Below are 24,028 nucleotides of genomic sequence, written 5' to 3'. Positions count from 1 at the left end.
CGCGCCTGTGCCGGCCGCCCCCGCCCGGGTGCTCACCGTCGCCGGATCCGACTCCGGCGGCGGCGCGGGCATCCAGGCCGACCTCAAGACGATGCTCGCCCTCGGCGTGCACGGCATGAGCGTGCTCACCGCCGTCACCGCGCAGAATTCGCTGGGCGTGCACGGCGTCTGGGACCTGCCGGAGGCGGCCGTACGCGCCCAGTTCCACGCCGTCGTCGGCGACATCGGGGTGGCGGCGGTCAAGACCGGCATGCTCTCCTCGGCGGCCCTGACCGAGACCGTCGCCGGTCTCCTCGCCGCGCTGGACGGCCGCGTCCCCGTCGTCGTCGACCCGGTCGGGATCTCCAAGCACGGCGACGCGCTGCTCGCCGAGGAAGCCGTCGAGACCGTACGCACCCGGCTGCTGCCGCTCGCCACCGTCGCCACCCCCAACCTGGACGAGGTCACCCAGCTCACCGGTCGTACCGTGCACGACGAGGCCGGCATGCGGGCCGCCGCCGACGCCGTACTCGCCCACGGGCCGCGCTGGGTCCTGGTCAAGGGCGGCCACCTCGCCGACAGCCGCTCGGCCGAGGCCGTCGACCTGCTCACCGACGGCGCCGCCGAGCACTGGTACCGCGCCCCGCGGCTCGACAACCGGCACACCCACGGGACGGGCTGCACCCTGGCCAGCGCGATCGCCTGCCACCTCGCCCTCGGCCGCGACGTGCCGGACGCCGTCGGACGGGCGAAGACGTACGTGACCGGCGCCATCGCGGCGGGCTTCCCGCTCGGCGCCGGGACCGGCCCCGTCGACCACGGCTGGCGCACGCGCTGAGCCGTCACCCGAGCCGCACGGGCACCCGTACAACGCAAGAAAACCGGCCCACCCTGAGGTGGACCGGCATTCGAGTAGCCGCTAAGGCTGCGCTGCTACGACGTGATGTACGACGACGCGTCAGCGCGAGACCTTACCGGCCTTGATGCACGAGGTGCAGACATTGAGGCGCTTCGGCGTCCGCCCGACCACTGCACGCACGCGCTGGATGTTGGGGTTCCAACGACGCGGGGTACGGCGGTGCGAGTGGGAGATGCTGTTGCCGAAGCCCGGCCCCTTGCCGCAGACGTCGCAGTTGGCAGCCACGGGTCACTCCAAAGACTTCAGATGCACTTACGATGAAAAGCCTGAGAGAGCCCCAGGCAACCGGAGCAGCATACAACGACCGCTCCCGTACAACGAAACTACCATGGTCCGCGGGCGCCCAGATCCGGACGCCCGCCCCCGTGACCGGGGTCACCACCAGGCCGTTTCCGCGCGGTCACGGGCGGCCCCGTCGCCGCCCGGCCCGCTCCCGACCGCCCCGAAAGGGCCTAGGCTCACCTGGCAGTTCCCGATATCCCGGTGTTCCGCAGGAGGACCTGTTGCCGCCCTCGCTCGACGCTTCCGCGGTGCTCGCCTGGTGCCGCCTCTCGCTCCAGGCACTGGGCAGGGCCCGCGAGGAGATCGACGCGATCAACGTCTATCCCGTCGCGGACGGGGACACCGGCACCAATCTGTACCTGACGTTCGAGTCCGCCGCCCAGGCAGTGGAAGCGGTCTTCGACGCGCACGCGACGGCCGCCGCCTCCGCGACCCGGCCCACCCTCCCCGACGTGCTCCGCGCCATGTCGCACGGCGCCCTCATCGGCGCCCGCGGCAATTCCGGCACGATCCTCGCCCAGCTCCTGCGCGGCATGAACGAGGCGGTCGCCTCGCCCGCCGACGCCCCTGAACGGATCGGGGCCGCCGAACTGCGGCGGGCCCTGCGGATCGCCGCGGAATCGGCGTACGACGCGGTCGCCCGGCCGGTCGAGGGCACGATGCTCACGGTGGCCGTCGGCGCGGCCGACGCCGCGGAGGCCGCGACGGGCGGCGTCGACGAGGTCGTACGGGCCGCGTACGCCGGAGCGCGCGCCGCGCTGGCCGCCACCCCGGGACAGCTCGGCGTGCTGCGCCGCGCGGGAGTGGTCGACGCGGGCGGCCTCGGCCTGGTCGCCGTGCTCGGCGCGCTGGCCGACGCCGTGACCGGCGACGCCCCGGAACAGCCCCTGGCCGGAACGGACTTCCGCGCCGGGCACACCGTCCCGGTCGAGGACGAGGACCTGTGCCCCGACGACGCGGTCCCCGACGGCCCCGCCTTCGAGGTGATCTTCCTCCTGGAGGCCGCCGACTCCGCCGTCACCCTGCTGCGGGCCCGGCTCGACGCGCTCGGCGACTCCCTCGTCGTCGTCGGCGGCGACGGGCTCTTCCACGTGCACGTCCACGTGGACGACGTCGGCGCCGCCATCGAGGCGGGCATCGAGGCCGGCCGCCCGTACCGCATCCGCGTCACCCACTTCGCCGACCAGACCAGGCCGCGCACCGAACCCGCGCACCGCGCCGTCGTCGCCGTCGTCCGCGGCGACGGCCTGTCGGAACTGTGCGCCCGCGCCGGGGCCACCGTCGTCGCCGTCCGCCCCGGCGAACAGCCCGCCAGCGGCGAGATCGCCGCCGCCATCCGCCGCGCCCACGCCCTTGAGGTCGTCCTGCTGCCCAACGACCGCGACCTGCGGCACGCGGCGGGCGCCGCCGCGGAACAGGCCCGCGCCGACGGCGTCCGGGTCGCCCTCATCCCCACCCGCTCCGCCGTCCAGGGCCTGGCCGCCCTCGCCGTCCACGAGCCCTCCCGGCGCTTCGACGAGGACGTCGTCGCCATGACCTCCGCCGCCGGAGCCACTCGCTACGCCGAACTCGCCGTCGCCGAGCACCGCTCCTGGACCTCGGCCGGCATCTGCCAGGCCGGCGACATCCTCGGCCTCATCGACGGCGACGTCTCCGTCATCGGCACCACGCTCGCCGGTACCGCCACCGCCGTCCTGGACCGCATGCTCGCCGCCGGCGGCGAACTCGTCACCCTCATCCCGGGACCCGACGCCCCCGCCGACCTCACCGCCCACATCGAGTCCCACGTCCGCGAGGCCCACCTGGCGGTGGACACCGTGACCTACGAGGGCGGCCAGGGCACCTGCCCCCTGCTGGTGGGCGTGGAGTAACCCGCCCCTCCCGCGGACCGCCGCGCGGACCTGCCCGAGGGGGATTTGTCGGTGGGGTGCGCCAAGATAGATCCCGATGTCGAACCCCATGGACGATCCGCTGCGGAAAATCGTCGGTGACCGTACCGCGAAGGTGCTCGCCGACCACCTCGGGCTGCACACCGCCGGTGACCTGCTGCATCACTATCCGCGCCGGTACGCCGAGCGCGGGGAGCTGACGCGCCTGGCGGATCTGCCGGTGGACGAGTACGTCACGGTGGTGGCGCAGATCGCGAAGGCGGACAAGCGGACGTACGGCCGCGGGTCCGGGGTGCGGCTCGAAGTCGTGGTGACCGACGGCAGCGGTTCGCTGACCCTGGTGTTCTTCAGCAAGGCGGCGCACGCGCACGCCCACCGGCTGATCCCGGGGCGGCGCGGGATGTTCTCGGGGAAGGTCTCGGTCTTCAACCGGACGCGCCAACTGGCCCACCCGGACTACCAGTTGCTGGACGCGGACGAGGGGGCGGAGAAGGACGCGCTGGACGCGTTCGCGAACCGGCTGATCCCGCTGTATCCGGCGTGCAAGCAGATCACCTCGTGGCGGATCGGGCAGGCGGTGGACACCGCGCTCAACTCGCTGACGGCGATCGGCTGGGAGGGCGTGGGGGAGCCGCTGCCCGCGGCGCTGCGCGAGGCGCGCGGGCTCGCGCCGCTGCCGGAGGCGCTGGAGCGGATCCACCGGCCGCGGACGAAGGCGGACATCGCGGCGGCCAGGGACCGGCTGAAGTGGGACGAGGCGTTCGTGCTCCAGGTGGCGCTGGCCCGCCGCAGGGCGGCGGACTCCGCGCTGCCCGCGGTGCCGCGCCGGCCGGGCCGGGACGGGCTGCTGACGGCGTTCGACGCGAAGCTGCCGTTCACGCTGACCGACGGCCAGCGGAGGGTGTCGGGCGAGATCTTCGAGGACCTGGCGGCCGAGCACCCGATGCACCGGCTGCTCCAGGGCGAGGTCGGCTCGGGCAAGACGATGGTGGCGCTGCGGGCGATGCTCGGGGTGGTGGACGCGGGCGGCCAGGCGGCGATGCTCGCGCCGACCGAGGTGCTGGCCCAGCAGCACCACCGCTCCGTCACCGAGATGATGGGCGAACTGGCCGAGTCCTCGGGCATGCTGGGCGGCTCGGACCTCGGGACGAAGGTCGTGCTGCTGACCGGTTCCATGGGGACGCCCGCGCGGCGGCAGGCGCTGCTCGACCTGGTGACGGGCGAGGCCGGGATCGTGATCGGCACGCACGCGCTGATCGAGGACAAGGTGAAGTTCCACGACCTGGGCCTGGTCGTGGTCGACGAACAGCACCGCTTCGGCGTGGAGCAGCGGGACGCGCTGCGCGCCAAGGCCGCCCAGCCGCCGCACCTGCTGGTGATGACGGCCACCCCGATCCCGCGGACCGTCGCCATGACGGTCTTCGGCGACCTGGAGACGTCCGTACTGGACCAACTGCCCGCCGGGCGCTCGCCGATCGCCACCCATGTCGTACCGGCGGCCGAGAAGCCGCACTTCCTCAGCCGGGCCTGGGAGCGGGTACGGGAGGAGGTCGAGGGCGGGCACCAGGCGTACGTGGTGTGCCCGCGGATCGGCGACGAGGAGGAGGGCAAGGGGAGCGGCAAGGCCAAGGCGGCCAAGAAGGACAAGGAGCCGGGGCCCGACGACGAGCGCAGGCCGCCGCTGGCGGTGCTGGACGTCGCCGAGCAGATCGCCCAGGGGGCCCTGCGCGGGCTGCGCGTCGAGGTGCTGCACGGCCGGATGCAGCCGGACGCCAAGGACGACGTGATGCGCCGCTTCACCGCGGGCGAGGTGGACGTCCTGGTCGCCACCACGGTCATCGAGGTCGGGGTGAACGTGCCGAACGCCACCGCCATGGTGATCATGGACGCCGACCGCTTCGGCGTCTCGCAACTCCACCAGCTGCGCGGCCGGGTCGGCCGCGGCTCCGCGCCCGGCCTGTGCCTGCTGGTCTCCGAGGCGCCCGAGGCGACCCCGGCCCGGATGCGCCTGGACGCGGTGGCCGGGACGCTGGACGGCTTCGAACTCTCCGAGATCGACCTCCAGCAGCGCCGCGAGGGCGACGTCCTCGGCCAGGCCCAGTCCGGCAGCCGCTCCTCGCTGCGGGTGCTCACCGTCATGGACGACCGCGACGTCATCGAGGCCGCCCGCGAGGAGGCCACCGCGGTCGTGACCGCCGATCCCGAACTCACCGCGCACCCCGACCTCCGCAGCGCCCTGGACAGCCTGCTGGACGCGGACCGCGAGGAGTATCTGGAAAAGGGGTAGCCGGGCCCGGGCCCGTATCGTGGGGCGCGTCGGACCAGGTCCCCGCACCGGAAGTGAGTTCCATGACCCGCGTGATCGCCGGCGCCGCCGGGGGGCGGCGCCTCGCCGTACCGCCGGGCGACGGCACCAGGCCGACGTCCGACCGCGCCAAGGAGGGGCTGTTCTCCACCCTTCAGTCGCTGTGCGGCACGCTGGAGGGGGCCAGGGTGCTCGACCTCTACGCGGGCTCCGGCGCGGTCGGCCTCGAAGCGCTCTCGCGCGGCGCCGAGCACGTCCTGCTGGCCGAGGCCGAGCCGCGGGCGGCGCGGGTGATCAGGGAGAACGTGGCGGCGCTGAAACTGCCCGGCGCCGAGGTGCGCTCGGGACGCGCGGAGAAGATCGTCGCGGGACCGGCGCCGCGGCCGTACGACGTGGTCTTCCTCGACCCGCCGTACGACGTCGAGGACGGCGAACTGCGGGAGATCCTGCTCACACTCCTGGCCAATGACTGGCTGACGGAGGAAGCGCTGGTCACCGTGGAGCGCAGGACCCGGGGCGGCGAATTCGGCTGGCCCCCGGGTTTCACGGGCCTGCGGTCCCGGCGGTACGGCGAAGCGACGCTTTGGTACGGTCGCGCCGCCCGGGTCACCGCCGGGTCATGAGCCCGCGGAGTCGACATGAACCCGCACCATGAGCCGTAGCACCCGCCGTACGGAGAGCGAGGAACCACTCTTGCGCCGCGCCGTCTGTCCGGGGTCCTTCGACCCCATCACCAACGGACACCTCGACATCATCGCCCGCGCCTCACGGCTGTACGACACCGTGTACGTCGCCGTGATGATCAACCAGTCCAAGCAGGGCCTGTTCACCATCGAGGAGCGCATCGCGCTGATCGAGGAGGTCACGGGCGACCTGGGCAACGTCAAGGTCGAGTCGTTCCACGGCCTGCTGGTGGACTTCTGCAAGCAGCGCGAGATCCCGGCCATCGTGAAGGGCCTGCGCGCGGTCAGCGACTTCGACTACGAGTTGCAGATGGCCCAGATGAACATCGGCCTCACCGGTGTCGAGACCCTCTTCGTCCCCACCAACCCCGCCTACAGCTTCCTGTCCTCGAGTCTGGTCAAGGAAGTCGCCCAATGGGGCGGCGACATCTCCCACTTGGTGCCGTCCGTCGTCCTCGACGCGCTCAAGCCCAAACTCCGACAGCGCTAGGCTCTCCCCCGTGGACGTCCAGAAGAAGCTCGATGAGATCGCGGCCACCGTGGCTAACGCCCGGTCGATGCCGATGTCGGCCTCCTGCGTGGTGAACCGTGCCGAGCTGCTCGCCATGCTCGACGAGGTCGCCGCCGCACTTCCCGACTCCCTCTCCCAGGCGCAGGCACTGCTCGGCGACCGGGAGACGATGGTCGGGGAGGCCCGAGCCGAAGCCCAGCGGATCATCGAATCGGCCCACGCCGAACGCGGATCGCTGGTCTCCGACACCCAGGTGGCCCGCCAGTCGCAGGACGAGGCGGAGCGGATCGTCGCCGAGGCGCGCCGCGAGGCCGCCGAGATCCGCGCCGAGGCCGACGACTACGTCGACAGCAAGCTCGCCAACTTCGAAGTGGTCCTCACCAAGACCATCGGCTCGGTCGACCGCGGCCGGGAGAAGCTGCTCGGCCACGACCCCAACGGCTACGACCAGGGTTACGACCAGGCCGAGGAGGACGCGGACGCCCCCGAGCGCAGCGCCGACCCGGAGACCCTGCGCCGCCGCGCCGACGAGTACGTGGACGCCAAGCTGGGCGCCTTCGAGGCCGTCCTGAGCAAGACCCTGGAGGCCGTCGGCCGCGGGCGCCTGAAGCTCACCGGCCACAATCCGATCGACGACCTCGCCGCGCAGATGGCCGCGCAGGACGCCGCGGACGGCGACGGCGAGCACGGCGGGCAGCGGCAGAGCGACGCCGACTACATGGCGGGCCTGGCCGCGCCCACCGCCCCCGAGCAGGCCGACCTGGCGCAGTACGGCTACGACCCGGCCCCGCAGCAGGCCGCCGCCGCGGCGGCTCCCGGCTACGGCTATTCGCAGCAGGACACCGCGTACCAGCAGGGCGGTTACCAGGGCGACGGCGGCTACCGGCCCGAGTACCAGCAGGCCGCCGCCGACTCCGGCGCCTACGTCGACTACGGCACCCAGGCCCAGGACCCGTACGGCCAGCAGCAGCCCGCGTACCAGCAGGACGCGGCCGGCTACGGCTACGACCAGCAGCAGTACGACCAGCAGATCCCGTACCAGCAGCAGGGCTATCCGCAGCAGCAGCCGCAGGGGCAGCAGCCCGCGGCGCTGGACGAGACCAGCTTCTTCGACACCGGACTGATCGACCTCAACCGGCTGAGAGAGCTGGAGCAGGGCCGCTGAGGACGCCCGCGGGAGCCTGCCGGCGGCCCCGGACAGGCTCCGTTTGGGTGCGGGCGGGGTGGTCCAGTATCCTGTCACTTCCAGCCGTGTGAATTCCCGGCGCTTTGGCGTGCCCGCCCGCAAGGGTCGCCCGCGAGGGCCGCGGGGCAGGCCGTACCGATGAAAGCAGGAAGCCCTGAACACCCGCCTCGACCACCGCAACCCACTCGTGTTCGACACACACGAGCTGGGCCGGCGTCCTGGTGCGATGAGGAAGGTCTCCCGCTCGGTGCCGGCCCCCAAGGACCTCGGCCTCGTCGATGTCATCGGGGTGCCGGAGGGCGCCACGGTCGAGCTGGAGCTCCGCCTGGAGTCGGTCATGGAGGGTGTGCTGGTCACCGGCACCGCCCATGCGCCGGTCACGGGGGAGTGCGTAAGGTGTCTGGAACCCGTCGAGCGTGAGCTGGACGCGGAATTCCAGGAGATGTTCTCCTACCCCGACGCCGACACCAGGACCGCCCGCAAGGACGAAGCCGGTGACGACGCCGAGGACGAGGACGCGCTGGAACTCGAGGACGATCTCTTCGACCTCGAACCCGTACTGCGCGACGCGGTGGTGCTCGCACTGCCGTTGCAGCCGGTGTGCCGGGAGGACTGCGAAGGGCTGTGCTCCGAATGCGGAGTTCGCCTCGCGGACGACCCGGACCACCACCACGAGGTCACCGACATCCGGTGGGCGGCCTTGAAGGATCTCAACCAGAGTTTCGGTACCGACCATGGTGCCGACGAGAACCAGGAGAAGTAGCCGTGGCTGTTCCGAAGCGGAAGATGTCGCGCAGCAACACGCGCCACCGCCGTTCGCAGTGGAAGGCTGCGCCCGTGAGCCTGGTGGCGTGCGAGCGCTGCCACGAGCCGAAGCTCCAGCACATCGCGTGCCCGAGCTGCGGCACGTACAACCGCCGTCAGGTCATCGACGTCTGATCGGCAGGTGACAGGCTCCATGTCAGACGCCTCAGCGCCACAGTCGGCCACGGCGGACAAAGCCTCGTCCCCCACGCTTCTGGAAGGGCGGCTCGGGTACACCCTCGAGCCCGCCCTTCTGGTGCGTGCGCTGACCCACCGCTCGTACGCGTACGAGAACGGCGGGCTGCCCACCAACGAGCGGCTGGAGTTCCTCGGGGACTCCGTGCTCGGCCTGGTGGTCACCGACACCCTCTACCGCACCCACCCCGACCTGCCCGAGGGCCAACTGGCCAAGCTGCGGGCCGCGGTGGTCAACTCGCGTGCCCTGGCGGGCGTGAGCCGCGGGCTCGACCTCGGCGCGTTCATCCGCCTGGGCCGGGGCGAAGAGGGCACCGGCGGCCGGGACAAGGCATCCATCCTCGCGGACACCCTGGAAGCCGTCATCGGCGCGGTCTATCTCGACCAGGGGCTCGAAGCGGCCTCCGAGCTGGTGCACCGGCTCTTCGACCCGCTCATCGAGCAGTCCTCCAACCTCGGTGCGGGACTGGACTGGAAGACCAGCCTCCAGGAACTCACCGCAGCCGAAGGGCTCGGCGTTCCCGAGTACGTGGTCACCGAATCAGGACCCGACCACGAGAAGACCTTCACGGCTGCCGCCCGCGTCAGTGGCGTCGAGTACGGCACCGGCACCGGCCGCAGCAAGAAGGAAGCCGAGCAGCAGGCGGCGGAGTCCGCCTGGCGCTCCATCCGCGAAGCCGCCGCCTCAGCGGCGAGCTGAGCCCCGAAGGGGCGCGGGAACCGCGCGATCGGCCGCGACGCGGCCGCAGGTCACCACCGGCCCCGGCGGGGCAGACCGGTCGTCTCCCGACCACCGGCCGTGGGGGGCCTGTCGCGCGGTTCCCCGCGCCCGTGGCAGGGGCACACGCACCCGCGTGGACCATGAGGGGATGTCATGCCGGAGCTGCCGGAGGTGGAGGTCGTCCGGCGCGGACTCTCGCGCTGGGTCTCGGGCCGCACCGTCGAGACGGCCACCGTTTTCCATCCGCGGGCCGTACGGCGGCACGTGGCAGGCCCCGAGGACTTCGCGGCGCGGCTCAAGGGCGCGGCGATGGGCGAGGCGCACCGCAGGGGCAAGTATCTGTGGCTGCCGGTCACCGAGGACCTGTCGCTCATGGCCCACCTGGGGATGAGCGGTCAGCTCCTGGTGCAGCCGCAAACCGCGGCGGCCGAGACCCACCTGCGGATCCGTATCCGATTCCAGGACACCCTCGGCACCGAACTGCGCTTCGTCGACCAGCGCACCTTCGGCGGGCTGTCCGTGCACGAGGCGGTGCCGGGCGCGGCGGACGGCCTCCCGGCGGTCCTGGCGCACATCGCGCGCGACCCGCTGGACGACGCCTTCGACGAGGACGCCTTCCACACGGCGCTGCGCCGCAAGCGCACCACGATCAAGCGGGCGCTGCTCGACCAGTCGCTGATCAGCGGGGTCGGCAACATCTACGCCGACGAGGCGCTGTGGCGCACGCGGTTGCACTACGAGCGGCCGACGGCGTCGATGACCAGGCCGCGTACGGCGGAGCTGGTCACGCACATCCGCGAGGTGATGGGCGACGCGCTCGCCGCGGGCGGCACCAGCTTCGACAGCCTGTACGTCAATGTGAACGGTGAATCGGGCTACTTCGACCGGTCGCTGGACGCGTACGGCCGTGAGGACGAGCCGTGCCGCCGCTGCGGCACACCGATCAGGCGCCGGCCGTGGATGAACAGGTCGAGCTACTTCTGCCCGCGCTGTCAGCCGGTGCCGCGCTCCGCGTCGTAGCGTTCACGCGCGGCCAGTACCTCCGGCATCCGGCCCTCGACCAGCGCGATCAGTGACAGCAGGCGCGCGGCGGTGTCCCGGCCGAGCGGGGTGAGCCGGTATTCGACGTGCGGCGGATTCGTCGGCCGCGCGTCCCTGACGACCAGGCCGTCGCGCTCCAGCGCGTGCAGCGTCTGCGACAGCATCTTCTCGCTGACCCCGTCCACGCGGCGGCGCAGCGCGTTGAACCGCAGCGTGTCCTCGTAGAGCGCGCCCAGCGTCAGGCCGCCCCACCGTCCGGTGACGTGCTCCAGCGTCCCGCGCGACGGGCAGGAGCGCGCGAAGACGTCGAAGGCGAGCCCGCCGTCGTCCTTCACGGTGGCCCCGGCGCACTCCGCCGTCCGGTCGCTGTCTGTCATACGGCCAGCGTACCCCCGCACAGCGCTCACCTCAGGGGTGCGCGATCCCCCGGTTAGCGCCCTGGCCGGGGCGGCTCCGGCTCCCACGGCTCCCACGGCTCCACAGGCCGCGACGGCTCCAGCGGCCTCAGAAACCGAAGTCCTGGGTCCACCAGGGGCCGCCGCTGCCGTAGTGGATGCCGACGCCGAGGGTCTTGTAGTCGCAGTTGAGGATGTTGGCGCGGTGGCCGGGGCTGTTCATCCAGGCGTCCATGACGGCCTGGGCGGTGGCCTGGCCGCGGGCGATGTTCTCGCCGCCGAGGTTGGTGATGCCCAGGGCTTTGGCGCGGTCCCACGGGGTCTTGCCGTCGGGGTCGGTGTGGTCGAAGAAGCCGCGGGCGGCCATGTCCTCGCTGAACGCCTGCGCGAGGCCGTCGAGGGAGGAACTGGCGGTGAGCGGCGAGCAGCCCGCGCTCGCCCGCTGGGTGTTGACCAGGGAGAGGATCGCCGCGCGGGCCGCCGTGACGGCGTCGGCGGAGGCCGGGGCGGCGGTCGTGGGCGGCTGGGTGCGGGCCGCGGTGGTGGTCGGCACCGGGGTGGTGGGCGCGGCCGTCGTACGGGTCGGCGTGGGGGCGGCGGCCGGGCTGGTGGCCGTACGGGACGGCGTCGCCGTGTTCGACCGCATCGTGCCCGGCTTCGACGGCGTACCGGAGGACGGGGTACCGGGGGAGCCGGTGGTCTGCCCGGGGGTCGGCACCGTGCTGTCGCCCAGCGGCGAGGGCATGTCGCTGCCGTCGCGCGACGGGTCCGCCGGGCCGTCGGCCTGCGTGTGGCCCGCGTCGCCCTGGCGGTAGTCGAGACCGGCGGTGAGGCCGCTGAGCATCCCGGAGGACGCGGCGACCGCGCCCACGGCCATCGCGGCCGACGTGGCGAGCAGTCCGGTACGGACCGGGTGGTGCTTACGGCGCCCGCGGTGCGAGCGGGGTCCCGTCTCCGGCGCTGCCGGTTGCGCATGACGGCTGTGACGGCCCATCCTTCGCGCTCCTCTGGTCGGCTCGGTTCTGGCGGCCCGATTCGGCGGATTAACCCGAACGGGTGACCCCGTTGTCGGGTGACTGTAGCGAATGACGCCGCCCGCCGATGTGCTGCTGATCCAACTGGCGGGATAGCGTGCGGACATGAACGAAGATGTCCGGCTCACCGCGTGGGTGCGCGGCCGCGTCCAGGGCGTCGGCTTCCGGTGGTGGACCCGGGCCACCGCCCTGGAACTGGGCGGCCTCGTCGGCTACGCGGGCAATCTGGGCGACGGCCGGGTCCAGGTCGTGGCCGAGGGCACGCGCGAACAGTGCGAGCGGCTGCTGGAGTGGCTGCGCCGCGGGGACACGCCCGGACGGGTCGACGGAGTGACCGAGATCTGGGGCCGGCCGCGGGGCGGATACGAAGGTTTCGAGATCCGCTGAGCAATTTGGTTGCCATACGACGATCGCCGTGTCAGGCTGCCCCCATCGAGCATGATCCCTATGCCACGCGGGCAGCCCGCGGTGCCGTCAGCGCCGTGTTTTCTGAGGCGGACCCGACGACTGGGCTGTGATCGTGTTGACCGTCCCGTTATTTGGTGAGACTCTGGAAGCCCCGCGCATCGTGGCTCCAGGATTGTTCAGCGGCGGTCACGGCACTCACCCTGCGCGGGCGAGCAACCCTCACCCACGACCCAAACCGCATTCGGTCGGTCACTCAGCGTGGAGGACCATCCATCATGGCAAAGGCGCTTCTCGGTTACGTCGGCGGTCCCGACCCGCGACTTCTCGCCGAGATGCGAAGGCTCCAGCAGCGCGTTCAGGATCTGGAATCCGAGCTTGTCCGGATGCAGGCCGAGAACGACGCTCTGACTGTCGCATCGCACGAAGAGTCGCTGCTCAGCAGCATCGACGTATCTCGCGCGGAGCCCGTGCTCGCCTGAACCGGTCCCCGGCCCGGACAGGTGTCCCCGGACACCGCCTGAGAATCTGCAGAATCCGCGAGGGACGCTTCGGCGTCCCTTTCGTCATTCCGCGCGCTGTCCCCTCGCCCTGCTCCCCACCCGCTCCCCGCCTGGACGTCGCTTCTTAACGCATGATGTGCCCTGCGCCTTCCTCGGTGAAACCGAGGACGGCTAGTAGAGTCGACCGGCGTGCATCTCAAGAGCCTCACGCTGCGCGGTTTCAAGTCGTTCGCCTCGGCGACGACCCTGCGCTTCGAACCCGGAATCACCTGCGTCGTCGGCCCCAACGGGTCCGGCAAGTCCAATGTGGTGGACGCGCTGTCCTGGGTCATGGGCGAGCAGGGGGCCAAGTCGCTGCGCGGCGGCAAGATGGAGGACGTCATCTTCGCCGGCACCACGGGCCGCCCCCCGCTGGGCCGCGCCGAGGTGTCCCTGACCATCGACAACAGCGACGGCGTCCTGCCGATCGAGTACGCCGAGGTCACCATCACGCGGATCATGTTCCGCAACGGCGGCAGCGAGTACCAGCTCAACGGCGACACCTGCCGCCTGCTGGACATCCAGGAACTTCTCTCCGACTCCGGTATCGGCCGCGAGATGCACGTCATCGTCGGCCAGGGCCAGCTCGACTCCGTACTGCACGCCGACCCGATGGGCCGCCGCGCCTTCATCGAGGAGGCCGCGGGTGTGCTCAAGCACCGCAAGCGCAAGGAGAAGGCGCTGCGGAAACTGGACGCGATGCAGGCCAATCTCGCCCGTGTGACGGACCTCACCGGTGAGCTGCGCCGCCAGCTCAAACCGCTCGGCCGCCAGGCCCAGGTCGCCCGCCGCGCCGCCGTCATCCAGGCCGACCTGCGCGACGCCCGGCTGCGGCTGCTCGCCGACGACCTGGTCACGCTGCGGGAGGCGCTGAGCGCCGAGGTCGCCGACGAGGCCGCGCTCAAGGAGCGCCGCGACGCCGTCGAGACGGAACTGGCCGCCGCCGTCCAGCGCGAGGCCCGCCTGGAGGAGCAGGTACGCGCCCTGTCGCCGCGGCTGACCGACGCGCAGGCCACCTGGTACGCGCTGTCCCAGCTCGCCGAACGCGTACGCGGCACGATCGGCCTCGCCGAGCAGCGACACCGGCACGCCACGTCCCAGCCCGCCGAGGAGCGGCGCGGCCGGGACCCGGAGGACATGGAACGCGAGGCCGCCCGCATCCGCGAGCAGGAGGCCGAGCTGTCCGAGGCGCTGGACGCGGCCCAGCGCGCCCTGGACGACACCGTCGACCACCGCGCCGAGCTGGAGCGCCGGCTCGCCGAGGAGGAGGCCCGGCTCAGGACCGCCGCCCGCGCCATCGCCGACCGCCGTGAGGGCCTGGCCCGGCTGCACGCCCAGGTCAACGCCGCCCGCTCCAAGGCCGCCTCCGCCGAGGCCGAGATCGGCCGCCTGGCCGCCGCCCGCGACGAAGCCCGCGACCGGGCGGAGTCCGCGCAGGGCGAGTACGAGGAACTGCGCGCGCAGGTCGACGGCCTGGACGCCGACGACTCGGAGCTGGAGGAGCGGTTCCAGGCCGCGCGCCGCGAACAGGCCGCGGCGGAGGAGGCGTTCAGCGCCGCGCGCGAGGCCGCCACCGCGGCGGAGCGCCGCCGCGCCGCCGTCGCCGCCCGCCGGGACGCGCTCGCGCCGTCGCTCCGCCGCAAGGACGGCACCGGCGCGCTGCTCAGCGCGGGCGAGGGGCGCGACGCCCTGCCCGGCATCCTGGGCTCGGCCGCCGCGCTGCTCCGCGTCACCCCCGGCTACGAGATCCCGCTCGCCGCCGCGCTCGGCGCCGCCGCCGACGCCGTCGCGGTCACCGGCCCCTCCGCCGCCGCGGACGCGCTGCGCCTGCTCCGCAAAGAGGACGCGGGCCGCGCGGCCCTCCTCCTCGCGGCCCCGGCCGCCGAGCCCGTCGTCGCCCGCGACCACCGCCCGCCGACGGAGGCCGCACGCGACGCGGCCGACGGGGACGGTCAGGGCCTCGCGAGCGGGGGCGTTTCCGGGGGCGGGGCGGGGTCCGGCGGGTCGGGCCCGGGCCCGGCAGACGCGGGCGTTTCCGGCGACCCGGGGCCGGACGCGGCCGAAGCGGGCGGGCGGCGTGCCGCGCTGCCGGGGCAGGCGGGCGGCGGCTCCGCCGTGGCCGGTGACGGGGGTCGCCTTCCGGCGGCGACGGCGGGCGCCGGTGTGCCGGGTCCGAGGCCGGAGGCCGCAGGGCTGCCCGGGCAGGCGCGGTGGGCCGTGGAGCTGGTCGCCGCGGACGGGGAACTGCTGCCCGCGGTGCGGCGGCTGCTGGACGGGATCGTCGTCGTGGAGTCGCTGGAGGAGGCCGAGGCGCTGGTCGGACGGCGTCCCGAGCTGACCGCGGTGACCGCGGAGGGCGATGTGCTGTCCGCGCATCTCGCGCAGGGCGGCTCGGCGAAGGCGCCCAGCCTGCTGGAAGTGCAGGCGCAGGTGGACGAGGCGGCGGCCGAGCTGGAGCAGCTCGACGCGCGCTGTGCGGCGCTGGCGGCCGAGCAGCAGGACGCCAAGGAGCGCCGGGCGGTGGCGACGCGCGAGGTCGAGGCGCTGACGCAGCTGCGCCGCGCGGCGGAGAAGGAGAAGTCCTCGGTCGCGCAGCAGCTGGGCCGGTTCGGCGGCCAGGCCAGGGCGGCGGCGGGGGAGGCGGACCGGGCCGCCGCGGCCGTGGGCCGCTCCGAGGAGGCGCTGGCGGCGGCCCGCGAGGAGTTCGAGGAGCTGTCGTACCGGCTGAGCGAGGCCGAGGAGGAGCCCGGCGAAGAGGAGCCGGACACCTCCGTACGGGACCGGCTGTCCGCCGACGGCGCGAACGCCCGGCAGACCGAGATGGAGGCGCGGCTCCAGGTCCGTACGCACGAGGAGCGGGTCAAGGGCCTGGCGGGCCGGGCCGACGGCCTGGACCGGGCGGCGCGCGCCGAGCGCGAGACCCGGGCCCGCGCCCAGCAGCGCAGGGCCCGGCTCGCCTACGAGGCGTCCGTCGCGGCGGCCGTGGTGGAGGGCGCCCGGGCGCTGCTGGACTGCGTCCAGATCTCGCTGGGCCGCGCCGAGGAGGAGCGGGCCGCCGCCGAGCAGGCGAGGGCGGAGCGCGAGGCGGAGCTGGGCCAGGAGCGGCGGCGCGGCCGGGACCTGAAGAGCGAGCTGGACCGGCTGACCGGCGACGTCCACAAGGGCGAGGTGCTGGGCGCCGAGAAGCGCATGCGGATCGAGCAGCTGGAGGCCAAGGCGCTGGAGGAGCACGGCATGGAGCCCGCGGGGCTCGTCGCGGAGTACGGCCCCGACCAGCTCGTGCCGCCGTCGCCGCCCGCCGAGGGCGAGATCCTGCCCGAGGACCCGGAGGACCCGCGCAACCAGCCGCGCCCGTACCACCGCCCCGAGCAGGAGAAGCGGCTGAAGGCGGCGGAGAAGGCGTACGCGCAGCTCGGCAAGGTCAACCCGCTGGCGCTTGAGGAGTTCGCGGCGCTGGAGGAGCGGCACAAATTCCTCACCGAGCAGCTGGAGGACCTGCGCAGGACGCGGGCCGACCTGCTCCAGGTGATCAAGGACGTGGACGAGCGGGTGGAGCAGGTCTTCACCGCCGCCTTCCATGACACCGCCCGCGAGTTCGAGGGCGTCTTCTCGCGGCTTTTCCCAGGTGGGGAGGGTCGGCTGCTGCTCACCGACCCGGACAACATGCTGACCACAGGTGTGGAGGTTGAGGCGCGTCCGCCCGGGAAGAAGGTCAAGCGGTTGTCGCTCCTGTCGGGCGGTGAGCGCTCGCTGACCGCGGTGGCGATGCTGGTGTCGATCTTCAAGGCACGGCCGAGTCCGTTCTATGTGATGGACGAGGTCGAGGCCGCGCTGGACGACACCAATCTCCAGCGGCTCATCCGGATCATGGAGGAGCTTCAGGAGAGCTCGCAGCTCATCGTGATCACGCACCAGAAGCGGACGATGGAGGTCGCCGATGCCCTGTACGGCGTATCGATGCAGGGCGACGGTGTCTCCAAGGTGATCAGCCAGCGGCTGCGGAACGGCAAGCAGCCGGCCGCGTAGGGCTCCGGGTCAGGCCCGGTTCCCGAGTGGTGGTGACCGACGCGTCGGCTGACACTCGAAGATCCAGACCCTCATGTGAGGGCTCACCGCCGAGCCCGAGGAGCCATCTTGACCAGCACCGCACGAGCCTCCGCCTCGGCAGATCACAACCCGCTGCCGGAGCACATCGGCCACATCATCTTCATCACGGCCGCCGCCGCCATGGGCGGCTTTCTCTTCGGCTACGACAGCTCCGTCATCAACGGCGCCGTCGAGGCCATCCGTGACAAGTACAACATCGGCTCCGGCACGCTCGCCCAGGTCATCGCCATCGCCCTGATCGGCTGTGCCATCGGCGCCGCGACCGCGGGCCGGATCGCCGACCGGATCGGCCGTATCCGCTGCATGCAGATCGCCGCGGTGATGTTCACCGTCAGCGCCGTCGGCTCGGCACTGCCCTTCGCGCTGTGGGACCTGGCCCTGTGGCGGATCATCGGCGGCTTCGCGATCGGCATGGCCTCGGTCATCGGCCCGGCCTACATCGCCGAGGTCTCGCCGCCCGCCTACCGCGGCAGGCTCGCCTCGTTCCAGCAGGCCGCCATCGTGCTCGGCATCGCGGTCTCACAGCTCGTCAACTACGCCATCCTCAAGGGCGCCCACGGCGACCAGCGCGGCCACATCGTCGGCCTGGAGGCGTGGCAGGTCATGCTCGGTGTGATGGTCATCCCCGCGGTGGTCTACGGGCTGCTGTCGTTCGCGATCCCCGAGTCGCCGCGCTTCCTGATCTCCGTGGGGCGCGAGCAGGACGCCAAGGCCGTACTCGCCGATGTCGAGGGCTCGGACACCGACCTGGACGCCCGTGTCGCCGAGATCGAGACCGCCATGCGGCGCGAGCACAAGTCGACCTTCAAGGACCTGCTCGGCTCCCGCGGCGGTTTCCTGCCGATCGTCTGGATCGGTATCGGCCTGTCGGTCTTCCAGCAGCTCGTCGGCATCAACGTGGCCTTCTACTACTCGTCCACGCTCTGGCAGTCGGTCGGCATCAACCCCAGCAGCTCGTTCTTCTACTCCTTCACCACGTCGATCGTGAACATCATCGGCACGGTGATCGCGATGATCTTCGTGGACCGGATCGGCCGCAAGCCGCTGGCGCTGATCGGCTCCACCGGTATGGCCGTCGCGCTCGCCCTGGAGGCGTGGGCCTTCTCGTCCAAGTCCGGTGCCACCCTGCCGAACACCGAGGGCACGGTCGCCCTGATCGCCGCCCACTGCTTCGTGCTCTTCTTCGCCCTGTCGTGGGGCGTCATCGTCTGGGTCTTCCTCGGCGAGATGTTCCCCAACAAGATCCGGGCCGCGGCCCTCGGCGTCGCCGCCTCCGCGCAGTGGATCGCCAACTGGGCCATCACCGCGAGCTTCCCGAGCCTGGCGGACTGGAATCTGTCGGGCACGTACGTCATCTACGCGTGCTTCGCGACGCTCTCCATCCCGTTCGTGCTGGTGTTCGTGAAGGAGACGAAGGGCAAGACGCTGGAGGAGATGGGATAGCCGGGCGCCAAGCTCGCCGGGTGCCGGGTGCCGGGTGCCGGGTGCCGGGTGCCGGGTGCCGGGCCGCGGGCCCCGGAGGCTACGCGGCGAGCTTGGGGAGCACCTGCTCCGCGAGCAGCCGCAGGCTCCGCCAGCCCTCGTCGACGGGCATGCCCCCGCACAGCGGGTGCAGCACCAGGCTCGCCTGGTCACCGCCCGCCTCGGCGAGGGCGACGCACTGCGCCGGTGTGACGATCCGGTAGACGCCCTCCGCGCGCAGCTCCGCCACTCCCGACGCGGCCGAGCGGACCGCCGAGTGGATGTCGCCCGACTGCCAGGACGCGTAGGTACGCGCCTCGTGCAGCAGGTGCCCGCCGTACTCGGCCCAGGCCCGGTCCGGGTCCTCCGCGATGTGCAGCAGCGGCACGTCGGCAGGGGGCATCAGGCACCAGCCCTCCGTGCCGTACGCGGCCAGCCGCTCCTCGTAGTACGCCGCCAGCTCCGGCAGGTGCGCGCTGGGGAAGAACGGCAGGCCGAGCCGGGCCGCCCTGCGGGCCGCGGCCCGTGAGCTGCCGCCGATCAGCAGCGGCGGATGCGGCCGGGAGTACGGACGGGGCGTGACGCGTACGGTCCGGCCGCGGTAGTCGAAGGGCTCGCCCGTCCAGGCCGCGATCAGCGTGTCGAGCACCTCGTCCTGGAGGGCGCCGCGCCGGTGCCAGTCCTGGCCGAAGGCCGCGTACTCCTCCGGGCGGTAGCCGATCCCGGCCACCGTGACCAGCCGCCCGCCGCTGACCAGGTCCAGTACGGCCAGGTCCTCCGCCAGCCGCAGCGGGTCGTGCAGCGGCCCGATCAGCGCGGACACCGTCACCGAGATCCGGCTGGTGGCGCCGAGCACGGCTCCCGCGAAGGCCAGCGGCGCCGAGAGCCAGTTGTTCTCCGCGCCGTGGTGCTCCTCGGTCTGCACGGTGGTGACGCCGTGCTCGTCGGCGTACCTGGCCATCTCCAGGGCAGCCCGGTACCGTGCGCCGAGTGCCTTCGGCTCGGCCCCCGGATCGATCAGATTCATGCGCACGACGGTCACGGTCATGGCGGACGGCCCCCTTCGCCGGATGCGGGCGACCGGAGATTAGCTGACGCGGCGTCAGATTCACAGGGCCGCGACGGTCCGGGGACGGCTGGGGCGGGCCGGGAAGGCCGCGGTCCGCCGCTCGCTCGCCGCCCGCGCACCGCCCGCGCGGCGCGGATACGGGCGCGGGTCCTGGGCGGGCGGGGGGTTTCCCGTACGGTTGACGTGCGCGTGTGCCTGACCGAGCCGTGACGCCTCGGTGGTCCCGAGCGTCGGTGGGCTAGCATGCACACGCCCTGACCTGGTGAAAGGCTCCGAAAGAAACCATGGAAATCGTCGTCCTTGCCGTAGTCATCGCCCTGGTCGTGATCCTCGGCGCCGGTGGACTGGTCGTCGGCAGCCGCCGCAAGAAGCGGCAGCTCCCGCCGACGCCGCCGAGCAGCCCGTCCGTCACCGCGCCTCCCGCGGAACCGCACGTCGGTGACGAGGCCGAGGCCCCGCGGGAGGAGCCCCGCAGGACCATCGAAGAGGTCGCCCTGCCCGGCGCGACCGCCGCGCCCGACGCCGTGGAGGAGGTGCAGGTCCCCCAGGCGCCGGTGCTCGAACAGCCGGAGCCCACGGCGGGACGTCTCGTCCGGCTGCGCTCACGCCTGTCGCGCTCGCAGAACTCGCTGGGCAAGGGGCTGCTCACGCTGCTCTCCCGCGAACGCCTCGACGAGGACACGTGGGAGGAGATCGAGGAGATCCTGCTCACCGCGGACGTCGGCGTCGCGCCCACCCAGGAACTGGTGGAGCGGCTGCGCACCCGCGTGCGGGTGCTGGGCACCCGGACCCCGGACGAGCTGCGCGGGCTGCTCCGCGAGGAGCTGATCACGCTCCTCGACCCGGAGCTGGACCGCACCCTGCACACCGAGAGCCACGAGACGTCCCCGGCCGTCCTGATGGTCGTCGGCGTCAACGGCACCGGCAAGACCACCACCACGGGCAAGCTCGCCCGCGTGCTGGTCGCCGACGGCCACAGCGTCGTGCTCGGCGCGGCCGACACCTTCCGCGCCGCCGCCGCCGACCAGCTCCAGACCTGGGGCGAGCGCGTCGGGGCGCGTACGGTACGCGGCCCCGAGGGCGGCGACCCCGCCTCCATCGCCTTCGACGCGGTCAAGGAAGGCATCGCCGAGGGCGCCGACGCGGTGCTCATCGACACCGCGGGCCGCCTGCACACCAAGACCGGCCTGATGGACGAACTGGGCAAGGTCAAGCGCGTCGTGGAGAAGCACGGCCCGGTCGACGAGGTGCTGCTCGTCCTCGACGCCACCACCGGCCAGAACGGCCTCGTCCAGGCCCGCGTCTTCGCCGAGGTCGTCGACATCACCGGCATCGTCCTCACCAAGCTCGACGGCACCGCCAAGGGCGGCATCGTCGTCGCCGTCCAGCGGGAGCTGGGCGTCCCGGTCAAGCTCATCGGCCTCGGCGAGGGCGCCGACGACCTTGCCCCGTTCGAGCCGGGCGCCTTCGTGGACGCGCTCATCGGGGACTAGGGCCCGTCGTACGGCTGCGGTAAGGGGCGCTCACCCAGGTGGGCGTCCCTTACTCGTACCTGGTTGTGTACGGCAGGCGGCAGGCGGCAGGCGGCAGGCGGCAGGCGGCAGGCGGCGAGGAGCGAGCGGCAAGCGCCGAGCGGGACGGCAGGGCTCAGGCGAAGGCGCTGTCGCGGTGGCTGACGTACGCCAGAGTGCCGAGCAGGAGGCGGGCCTCGGGGGGCTGGGCGGCCGAGTCGAGGACCGGCTCGCGCAGCCAGCGGACCGGGCCGTGGCCGCCGAGGTCGGACGGGGGAGCCGTCACATGGTCGCCGGGGCCCAGGCAGCGCAGGTCGAGGCGCGCGTCGTCCCAGCCCATCCGGTAGAGCAGGTGCGGCAGCTCGGCGGCGGCGCCCGGCGCGACGAAGAACTGCGCGCGCCCCGTCGGCGTCAGCAGGACCGGACCGAGCCGCAGTCCCATCCGCTCCAGCCGTACCAGCGCCCGGCGCCCGGACGCCTCGGCCACGTCGAGCACGTCGAAGGTCCGCCCCGCGGGCAGCAGCACCGCGGCCCCCGGCACCTGTGACCAGGCATGGGCGGCCCGCTCAAGCGTGGTGCCCGCAGGGATCTCGTCGGCGAAGGGCAGCGGATGCGCGCCCGGCTCCTTGCAGTCGTCCGCGCCGCACGAGCACGAACCGCCGCCGCGCGCGGCCCGCGCGCCGGGCACCACGGCCCAGCCGCACAACCCCGTGTACTCCGCGACAGTGGTGCACACGGCGGCGCGCGTTCGCCGGCGCGCGCCGGGCCGAACCCCGGACCGCCCTCCGGTCCGCTGCTGCCGGATCTCCCGCATGCTGCCGATCGTGAACACCATGACACCTCCAACGGATCGCCGCGCCCGATGGTTACGCACCCGCCTGACCTCGTCCGACCGGCATGTGTCAAGTGAATCGCCTGTCGCCATAGTCGAGTTCATTCGAAGGGGTGGCGAATGGTGGCGTTTCCGCAACAACGGTCGCGGACGGGTGATCGTAGGATTACTTTCGGTTCGTAGGCCGACGAGGGCCGTCCGCACGCCTGCTCGGTTGTGCCGCAGGCATGCCTAGGGCGGTGCGTGCGGTGTCGACAGGACTCAACCAGCCCTGGTATCCAAAGGGTTGAGCTAGTTCGGATGGGGGCTTGACCGTGGGCGGCACACAAGAGAAGCAGCCCAACGCGCAGTTGACCTCCTGGTTCGTGCGCAGTGGCTGGTCCAAGGGCGAGCTGGCCCGTCAGGTGAACCGCAGGGCACGCCAGTTGGGCGCCCACCACGTCAGCACCGACACCTCACGCGTGCGCCGCTGGCTCGACGGCGAGCAGCCCCGCGAGCCCATCCCGCGCATCCTGTCCGAGCTGTTCTCCGAGCGCTTCGGCTGCGTCGTGCCTGTCGAGGACCTGGGGCTGCGCTCCGCGCACCAGCCCGCCGCGGGCGGCGACGTCGACCTGCCGTGGGCGGGCCCGCAGACCGTCCAGTTGATCAACGAGTTCTCCCGCAGCGACCTGATGCTCGGCCGCCGCGGCTTCCTCGGCGCCTCGCTCGCGCTGTCCGCGGGCCCCGCGCTCATCGAGCCCATGCAGCGCTGGCTGGTGCCCACCGGCTCCGCCGCGGGCGGCCCGCAGGGCCCATCGGGGGCCGACGGCCCGCTGCTCACCGCGCCCCGCGACACCGCGGGACGCCCCTCGCGGCTGTCGGAACAGGAGTTGCAGCTCCTGGAGTCCACCACCGTGATGTTCCGCGAGTGGGACAATCAGTGCGGCGGCGGCCTGCGCCGCAAAGCCGTCGTCGGCCAGCTCCACGAGGTCACCGACCTGCTCCAGGAACCGCAGCCCGAGGCCGTGGCCCGCAGGCTGTACCGGATCACCGCCGACCTCGCCGCGCTCGCCGGATGGATGAGCTACGACGTCGGACTCCAGCCCACCGCCCAGAAGTACCTGGTCCTCGCGCTGCACGCGGCCAAGGAAGCGGGCGACCGGCCGCTCGGCGCCTTCATCCTGTCCTCGATGAGCCGTCAGATGATCCACCTGGACCGGCCGGACGACGCCCTGGAGCTCATCCACCTCGCGCAGTACGGCAGTCGGGATTCGGCCACCGCCACCACCCAGGCGATGCTGCACTCGCTGGAGGCCCGCGCGTACGCCAACATGGGCCAGGTCAACAAGTGCCACCGCGCCGTCCGGATGGCCGAGGACACCTGGAGCGACTCCCGCCCGGCCGAGGACCCGTCCTGGATCAGCTTCTTCAACGAGGCCGAACTGAACGCGGAGAACGCGCACTCCTACCGCGACCTCGCCTACATCGCGGGCCGCAGCCCCACGTACGCCTCCCTCGCGCACCCCGTCATGGAGCGCGCCGTCGAGCTGTTCAGCGACGACCCGGTGCACCAACGCGCGTACGCGCTCAATCTGGTGGGCATGGCCACCGTGCACCTGCTCCAGCAGAACCCCGAGCAGGCCGCGCACTTCACCGAGCACGCCATCACCGTCGCCAAGCGGGTCCGCTCCGAGCGCGTCAACACCCGTATCCGCAAGACCACCCAGTCCGCGGTACGCGACTACGGCGATGTCGCCGAGGTCGTCGCGCTCTCCGACCGGCTCTCGGCGGAGCTCCCGGAAGTCGCCGCGTCCGCGTGAACGTCGCCGCGTCCGTACACGTCAACGCGTCCGCGTAAACGTCGAGGCGTCCGCTGTGGCTCGGCCCTCCGCGTAACGCGGCATTACTGTCACGCCTGTCCCGGCCGTCCCGTATACCGACGGGTATCCGACCGGCTTCCCCGACTCGTGGCCGGTCCGTATCCGCTTCGTATCCCATCCCACGTCACACGCGTATACAGCCTTCCGGTCACGTGCGGCCGGTTCACCTTCACGTAACACGCGCGACTTCTTCGTCACGGCGCCGAAACACCGTGCGGCATCGTCGGAAACCCGCCTGAGCGAATCTCTTGGCGAAAACCGGCCCAACCCTTGCACCGCCCGCACGGGCCGTTCGGAT

21 protein-coding genes are annotated in these 24,028 nt (G+C 72.5%); 16 read left to right on the top strand and 5 right to left on the bottom strand.

Translation table 11 applies throughout. From position 1 onward, the window contains the following. The first annotated feature begins 7 nt into the window (after positions 1 to 7). A complete protein-coding gene (gene thiD / locus ACFY9V_RS14060; RefSeq protein ID WP_391161464.1) occupies positions 8 to 817 on the top strand; it encodes a bifunctional hydroxymethylpyrimidine kinase/phosphomethylpyrimidine kinase in 810 nt (269 codons plus the stop codon). Between the two features lie 120 nt (positions 818 to 937). On the opposite strand, the gene rpmB is transcribed toward thiD, so the two are convergent. Then, a complete protein-coding gene (rpmB, locus tag ACFY9V_RS14055; protein WP_028426177.1) occupies positions 938 to 1,123 on the bottom strand; it encodes a 50S ribosomal protein L28 in 186 nt (61 codons plus the stop codon). 278 nt (positions 1,124 to 1,401) lie between these two features. Between rpmB and ACFY9V_RS14050 the strand changes: the two genes are divergently transcribed. The 9 genes from ACFY9V_RS14050 to mutM all read left to right on the top strand — a co-directional run bounded on the left by ACFY9V_RS14050 (position 1,402) and on the right by mutM (position 10,494). Beyond that, entirely contained in the window at positions 1,402 to 3,051 is a 1,650-nt protein-coding gene (locus tag ACFY9V_RS14050; RefSeq protein WP_391161463.1) for a DAK2 domain-containing protein, read from the top strand. Positions 3,052 to 3,127: 76 nt separating this feature from the next. Continuing rightward, entirely contained in the window at positions 3,128 to 5,356 is a 2,229-nt protein-coding gene (gene recG, locus ACFY9V_RS14045) for an ATP-dependent DNA helicase RecG (RefSeq protein WP_391161461.1), read from the top strand. Positions 5,357 to 5,418: 62 nt separating this feature from the next. Continuing rightward, a complete protein-coding gene (gene rsmD / locus ACFY9V_RS14040; RefSeq protein WP_391161460.1) occupies positions 5,419 to 5,997 on the top strand; it encodes a 16S rRNA (guanine(966)-N(2))-methyltransferase RsmD in 579 nt (192 codons plus the stop codon). 70 nt (positions 5,998 to 6,067) lie between these two features. Further along, positions 6,068 to 6,547: a pantetheine-phosphate adenylyltransferase gene (gene coaD, locus ACFY9V_RS14035; RefSeq protein ID WP_355349488.1), complete on the top strand. Its 480-nt coding sequence runs from the start codon at positions 6,068 to 6,070 to the stop codon at positions 6,545 to 6,547. Between the two features lie 10 nt (positions 6,548 to 6,557). Further along, entirely contained in the window at positions 6,558 to 7,733 is a 1,176-nt protein-coding gene (locus tag ACFY9V_RS14030; RefSeq protein WP_391050359.1) for a cell division initiation protein, read from the top strand. A 175-nt stretch (positions 7,734 to 7,908) separates the two neighbouring features. Next, positions 7,909 to 8,517, top strand: coding sequence for a YceD family protein (locus tag ACFY9V_RS14025; RefSeq protein ID WP_355349491.1), 609 nt, complete (start codon positions 7,909 to 7,911; stop codon positions 8,515 to 8,517). A gap of 2 nt (positions 8,518 to 8,519) precedes the next feature. Next, positions 8,520 to 8,693, top strand: coding sequence for a 50S ribosomal protein L32 (gene rpmF, locus ACFY9V_RS14020; protein WP_188281855.1), 174 nt, complete (start codon positions 8,520 to 8,522; stop codon positions 8,691 to 8,693). 19 nt (positions 8,694 to 8,712) lie between these two features. After that, complete coding sequence (rnc, locus tag ACFY9V_RS14015; RefSeq protein WP_188281856.1) at positions 8,713 to 9,453, top strand: ribonuclease III; 741 nt, start codon at positions 8,713 to 8,715, stop codon at positions 9,451 to 9,453. 174 nt (positions 9,454 to 9,627) lie between these two features. Then, a complete protein-coding gene (mutM, locus tag ACFY9V_RS14010; RefSeq protein ID WP_355349468.1) occupies positions 9,628 to 10,494 on the top strand; it encodes a bifunctional DNA-formamidopyrimidine glycosylase/DNA-(apurinic or apyrimidinic site) lyase in 867 nt (288 codons plus the stop codon). Here the strand turns inward: mutM and ACFY9V_RS14005 are convergent. After that, positions 10,467 to 10,892, bottom strand: a complete 426-nt coding sequence (locus tag ACFY9V_RS14005) for a winged helix-turn-helix transcriptional regulator (RefSeq protein WP_391161459.1) — start codon at positions 10,890 to 10,892, stop codon at positions 10,467 to 10,469. The two genes, mutM and ACFY9V_RS14005, sit on opposite strands and share 28 nt — an antisense overlap. A 127-nt stretch (positions 10,893 to 11,019) precedes the next feature. Continuing rightward, positions 11,020 to 11,904, bottom strand: coding sequence for a CAP domain-containing protein (locus ACFY9V_RS14000; protein WP_355349475.1), 885 nt, complete (start codon positions 11,902 to 11,904; stop codon positions 11,020 to 11,022). Between the two features lie 145 nt (positions 11,905 to 12,049). On the opposite strand from ACFY9V_RS14000, the gene ACFY9V_RS13995 reads away from it, so the two are divergent. The 4 genes from ACFY9V_RS13995 to ACFY9V_RS13980 all read left to right on the top strand — a co-directional run bounded on the left by ACFY9V_RS13995 (position 12,050) and on the right by ACFY9V_RS13980 (position 18,441). Further along, on the top strand, positions 12,050 to 12,331 hold the full coding sequence (locus ACFY9V_RS13995; RefSeq protein WP_355349478.1) for an acylphosphatase: 282 nt from the start codon (positions 12,050 to 12,052) through the stop codon (positions 12,329 to 12,331). 296 nt (positions 12,332 to 12,627) lie between these two features. Next, positions 12,628 to 12,831: a hypothetical protein gene (locus tag ACFY9V_RS13990; RefSeq protein ID WP_188281861.1), complete on the top strand. Its 204-nt coding sequence runs from the start codon at positions 12,628 to 12,630 to the stop codon at positions 12,829 to 12,831. Between the two features lie 210 nt (positions 12,832 to 13,041). After that, positions 13,042 to 16,917 (top strand): AAA family ATPase, encoded by a 3,876-nt coding sequence (locus ACFY9V_RS13985; protein WP_391161458.1) that lies wholly within the window; start codon positions 13,042 to 13,044, stop codon positions 16,915 to 16,917. Positions 16,918 to 17,025: 108 nt separating this feature from the next. Next, on the top strand, positions 17,026 to 18,441 hold the full coding sequence (locus ACFY9V_RS13980; RefSeq protein WP_355346347.1) for a sugar porter family MFS transporter: 1,416 nt from the start codon (positions 17,026 to 17,028) through the stop codon (positions 18,439 to 18,441). 79 nt (positions 18,442 to 18,520) lie between these two features. Here ACFY9V_RS13980 and ACFY9V_RS13975 read toward each other — a convergent pair whose 3' ends face one another. Beyond that, positions 18,521 to 19,507 carry an LLM class flavin-dependent oxidoreductase gene (locus tag ACFY9V_RS13975; protein ID WP_188281234.1) on the bottom strand — a complete coding sequence of 329 codons (987 nt, stop codon included), beginning with the start codon at positions 19,505 to 19,507 and terminating at the stop codon, positions 18,521 to 18,523. A gap of 305 nt (positions 19,508 to 19,812) precedes the next feature. Here ACFY9V_RS13975 and ftsY point away from each other — a divergent pair, with 305 nt between their 5' ends. Next, entirely contained in the window at positions 19,813 to 21,021 is a 1,209-nt protein-coding gene (gene ftsY / locus ACFY9V_RS13970) for a signal recognition particle-docking protein FtsY (RefSeq protein ID WP_391050355.1), read from the top strand. A 154-nt stretch (positions 21,022 to 21,175) separates the two neighbouring features. Here the strand turns inward: ftsY and ACFY9V_RS13965 are convergent, their stop codons facing one another. Continuing rightward, positions 21,176 to 21,874, bottom strand: coding sequence for a bifunctional DNA primase/polymerase (locus ACFY9V_RS13965; RefSeq protein WP_391161457.1), 699 nt, complete (start codon positions 21,872 to 21,874; stop codon positions 21,176 to 21,178). A 311-nt stretch (positions 21,875 to 22,185) separates the two neighbouring features. On the opposite strand from ACFY9V_RS13965, the gene ACFY9V_RS13960 reads away from it, so the two are divergent. Then, positions 22,186 to 23,670, top strand: coding sequence for a hypothetical protein (locus ACFY9V_RS13960; protein WP_355346356.1), 1,485 nt, complete (start codon positions 22,186 to 22,188; stop codon positions 23,668 to 23,670). Positions 23,671 to 24,028 lie beyond the last annotated feature (358 nt).

Origin of the sequence: Streptomyces sp. NPDC008317 (assembly GCF_042955955.1) — a bacterium.
GTDB lineage: Bacteria > Actinomycetota > Actinomycetes > Streptomycetales > Streptomycetaceae > Actinacidiphila.
The sequence above is the reverse complement of the archived record's forward strand: the minus strand, read 5'-3'. Positions and strand labels throughout refer to the sequence as shown.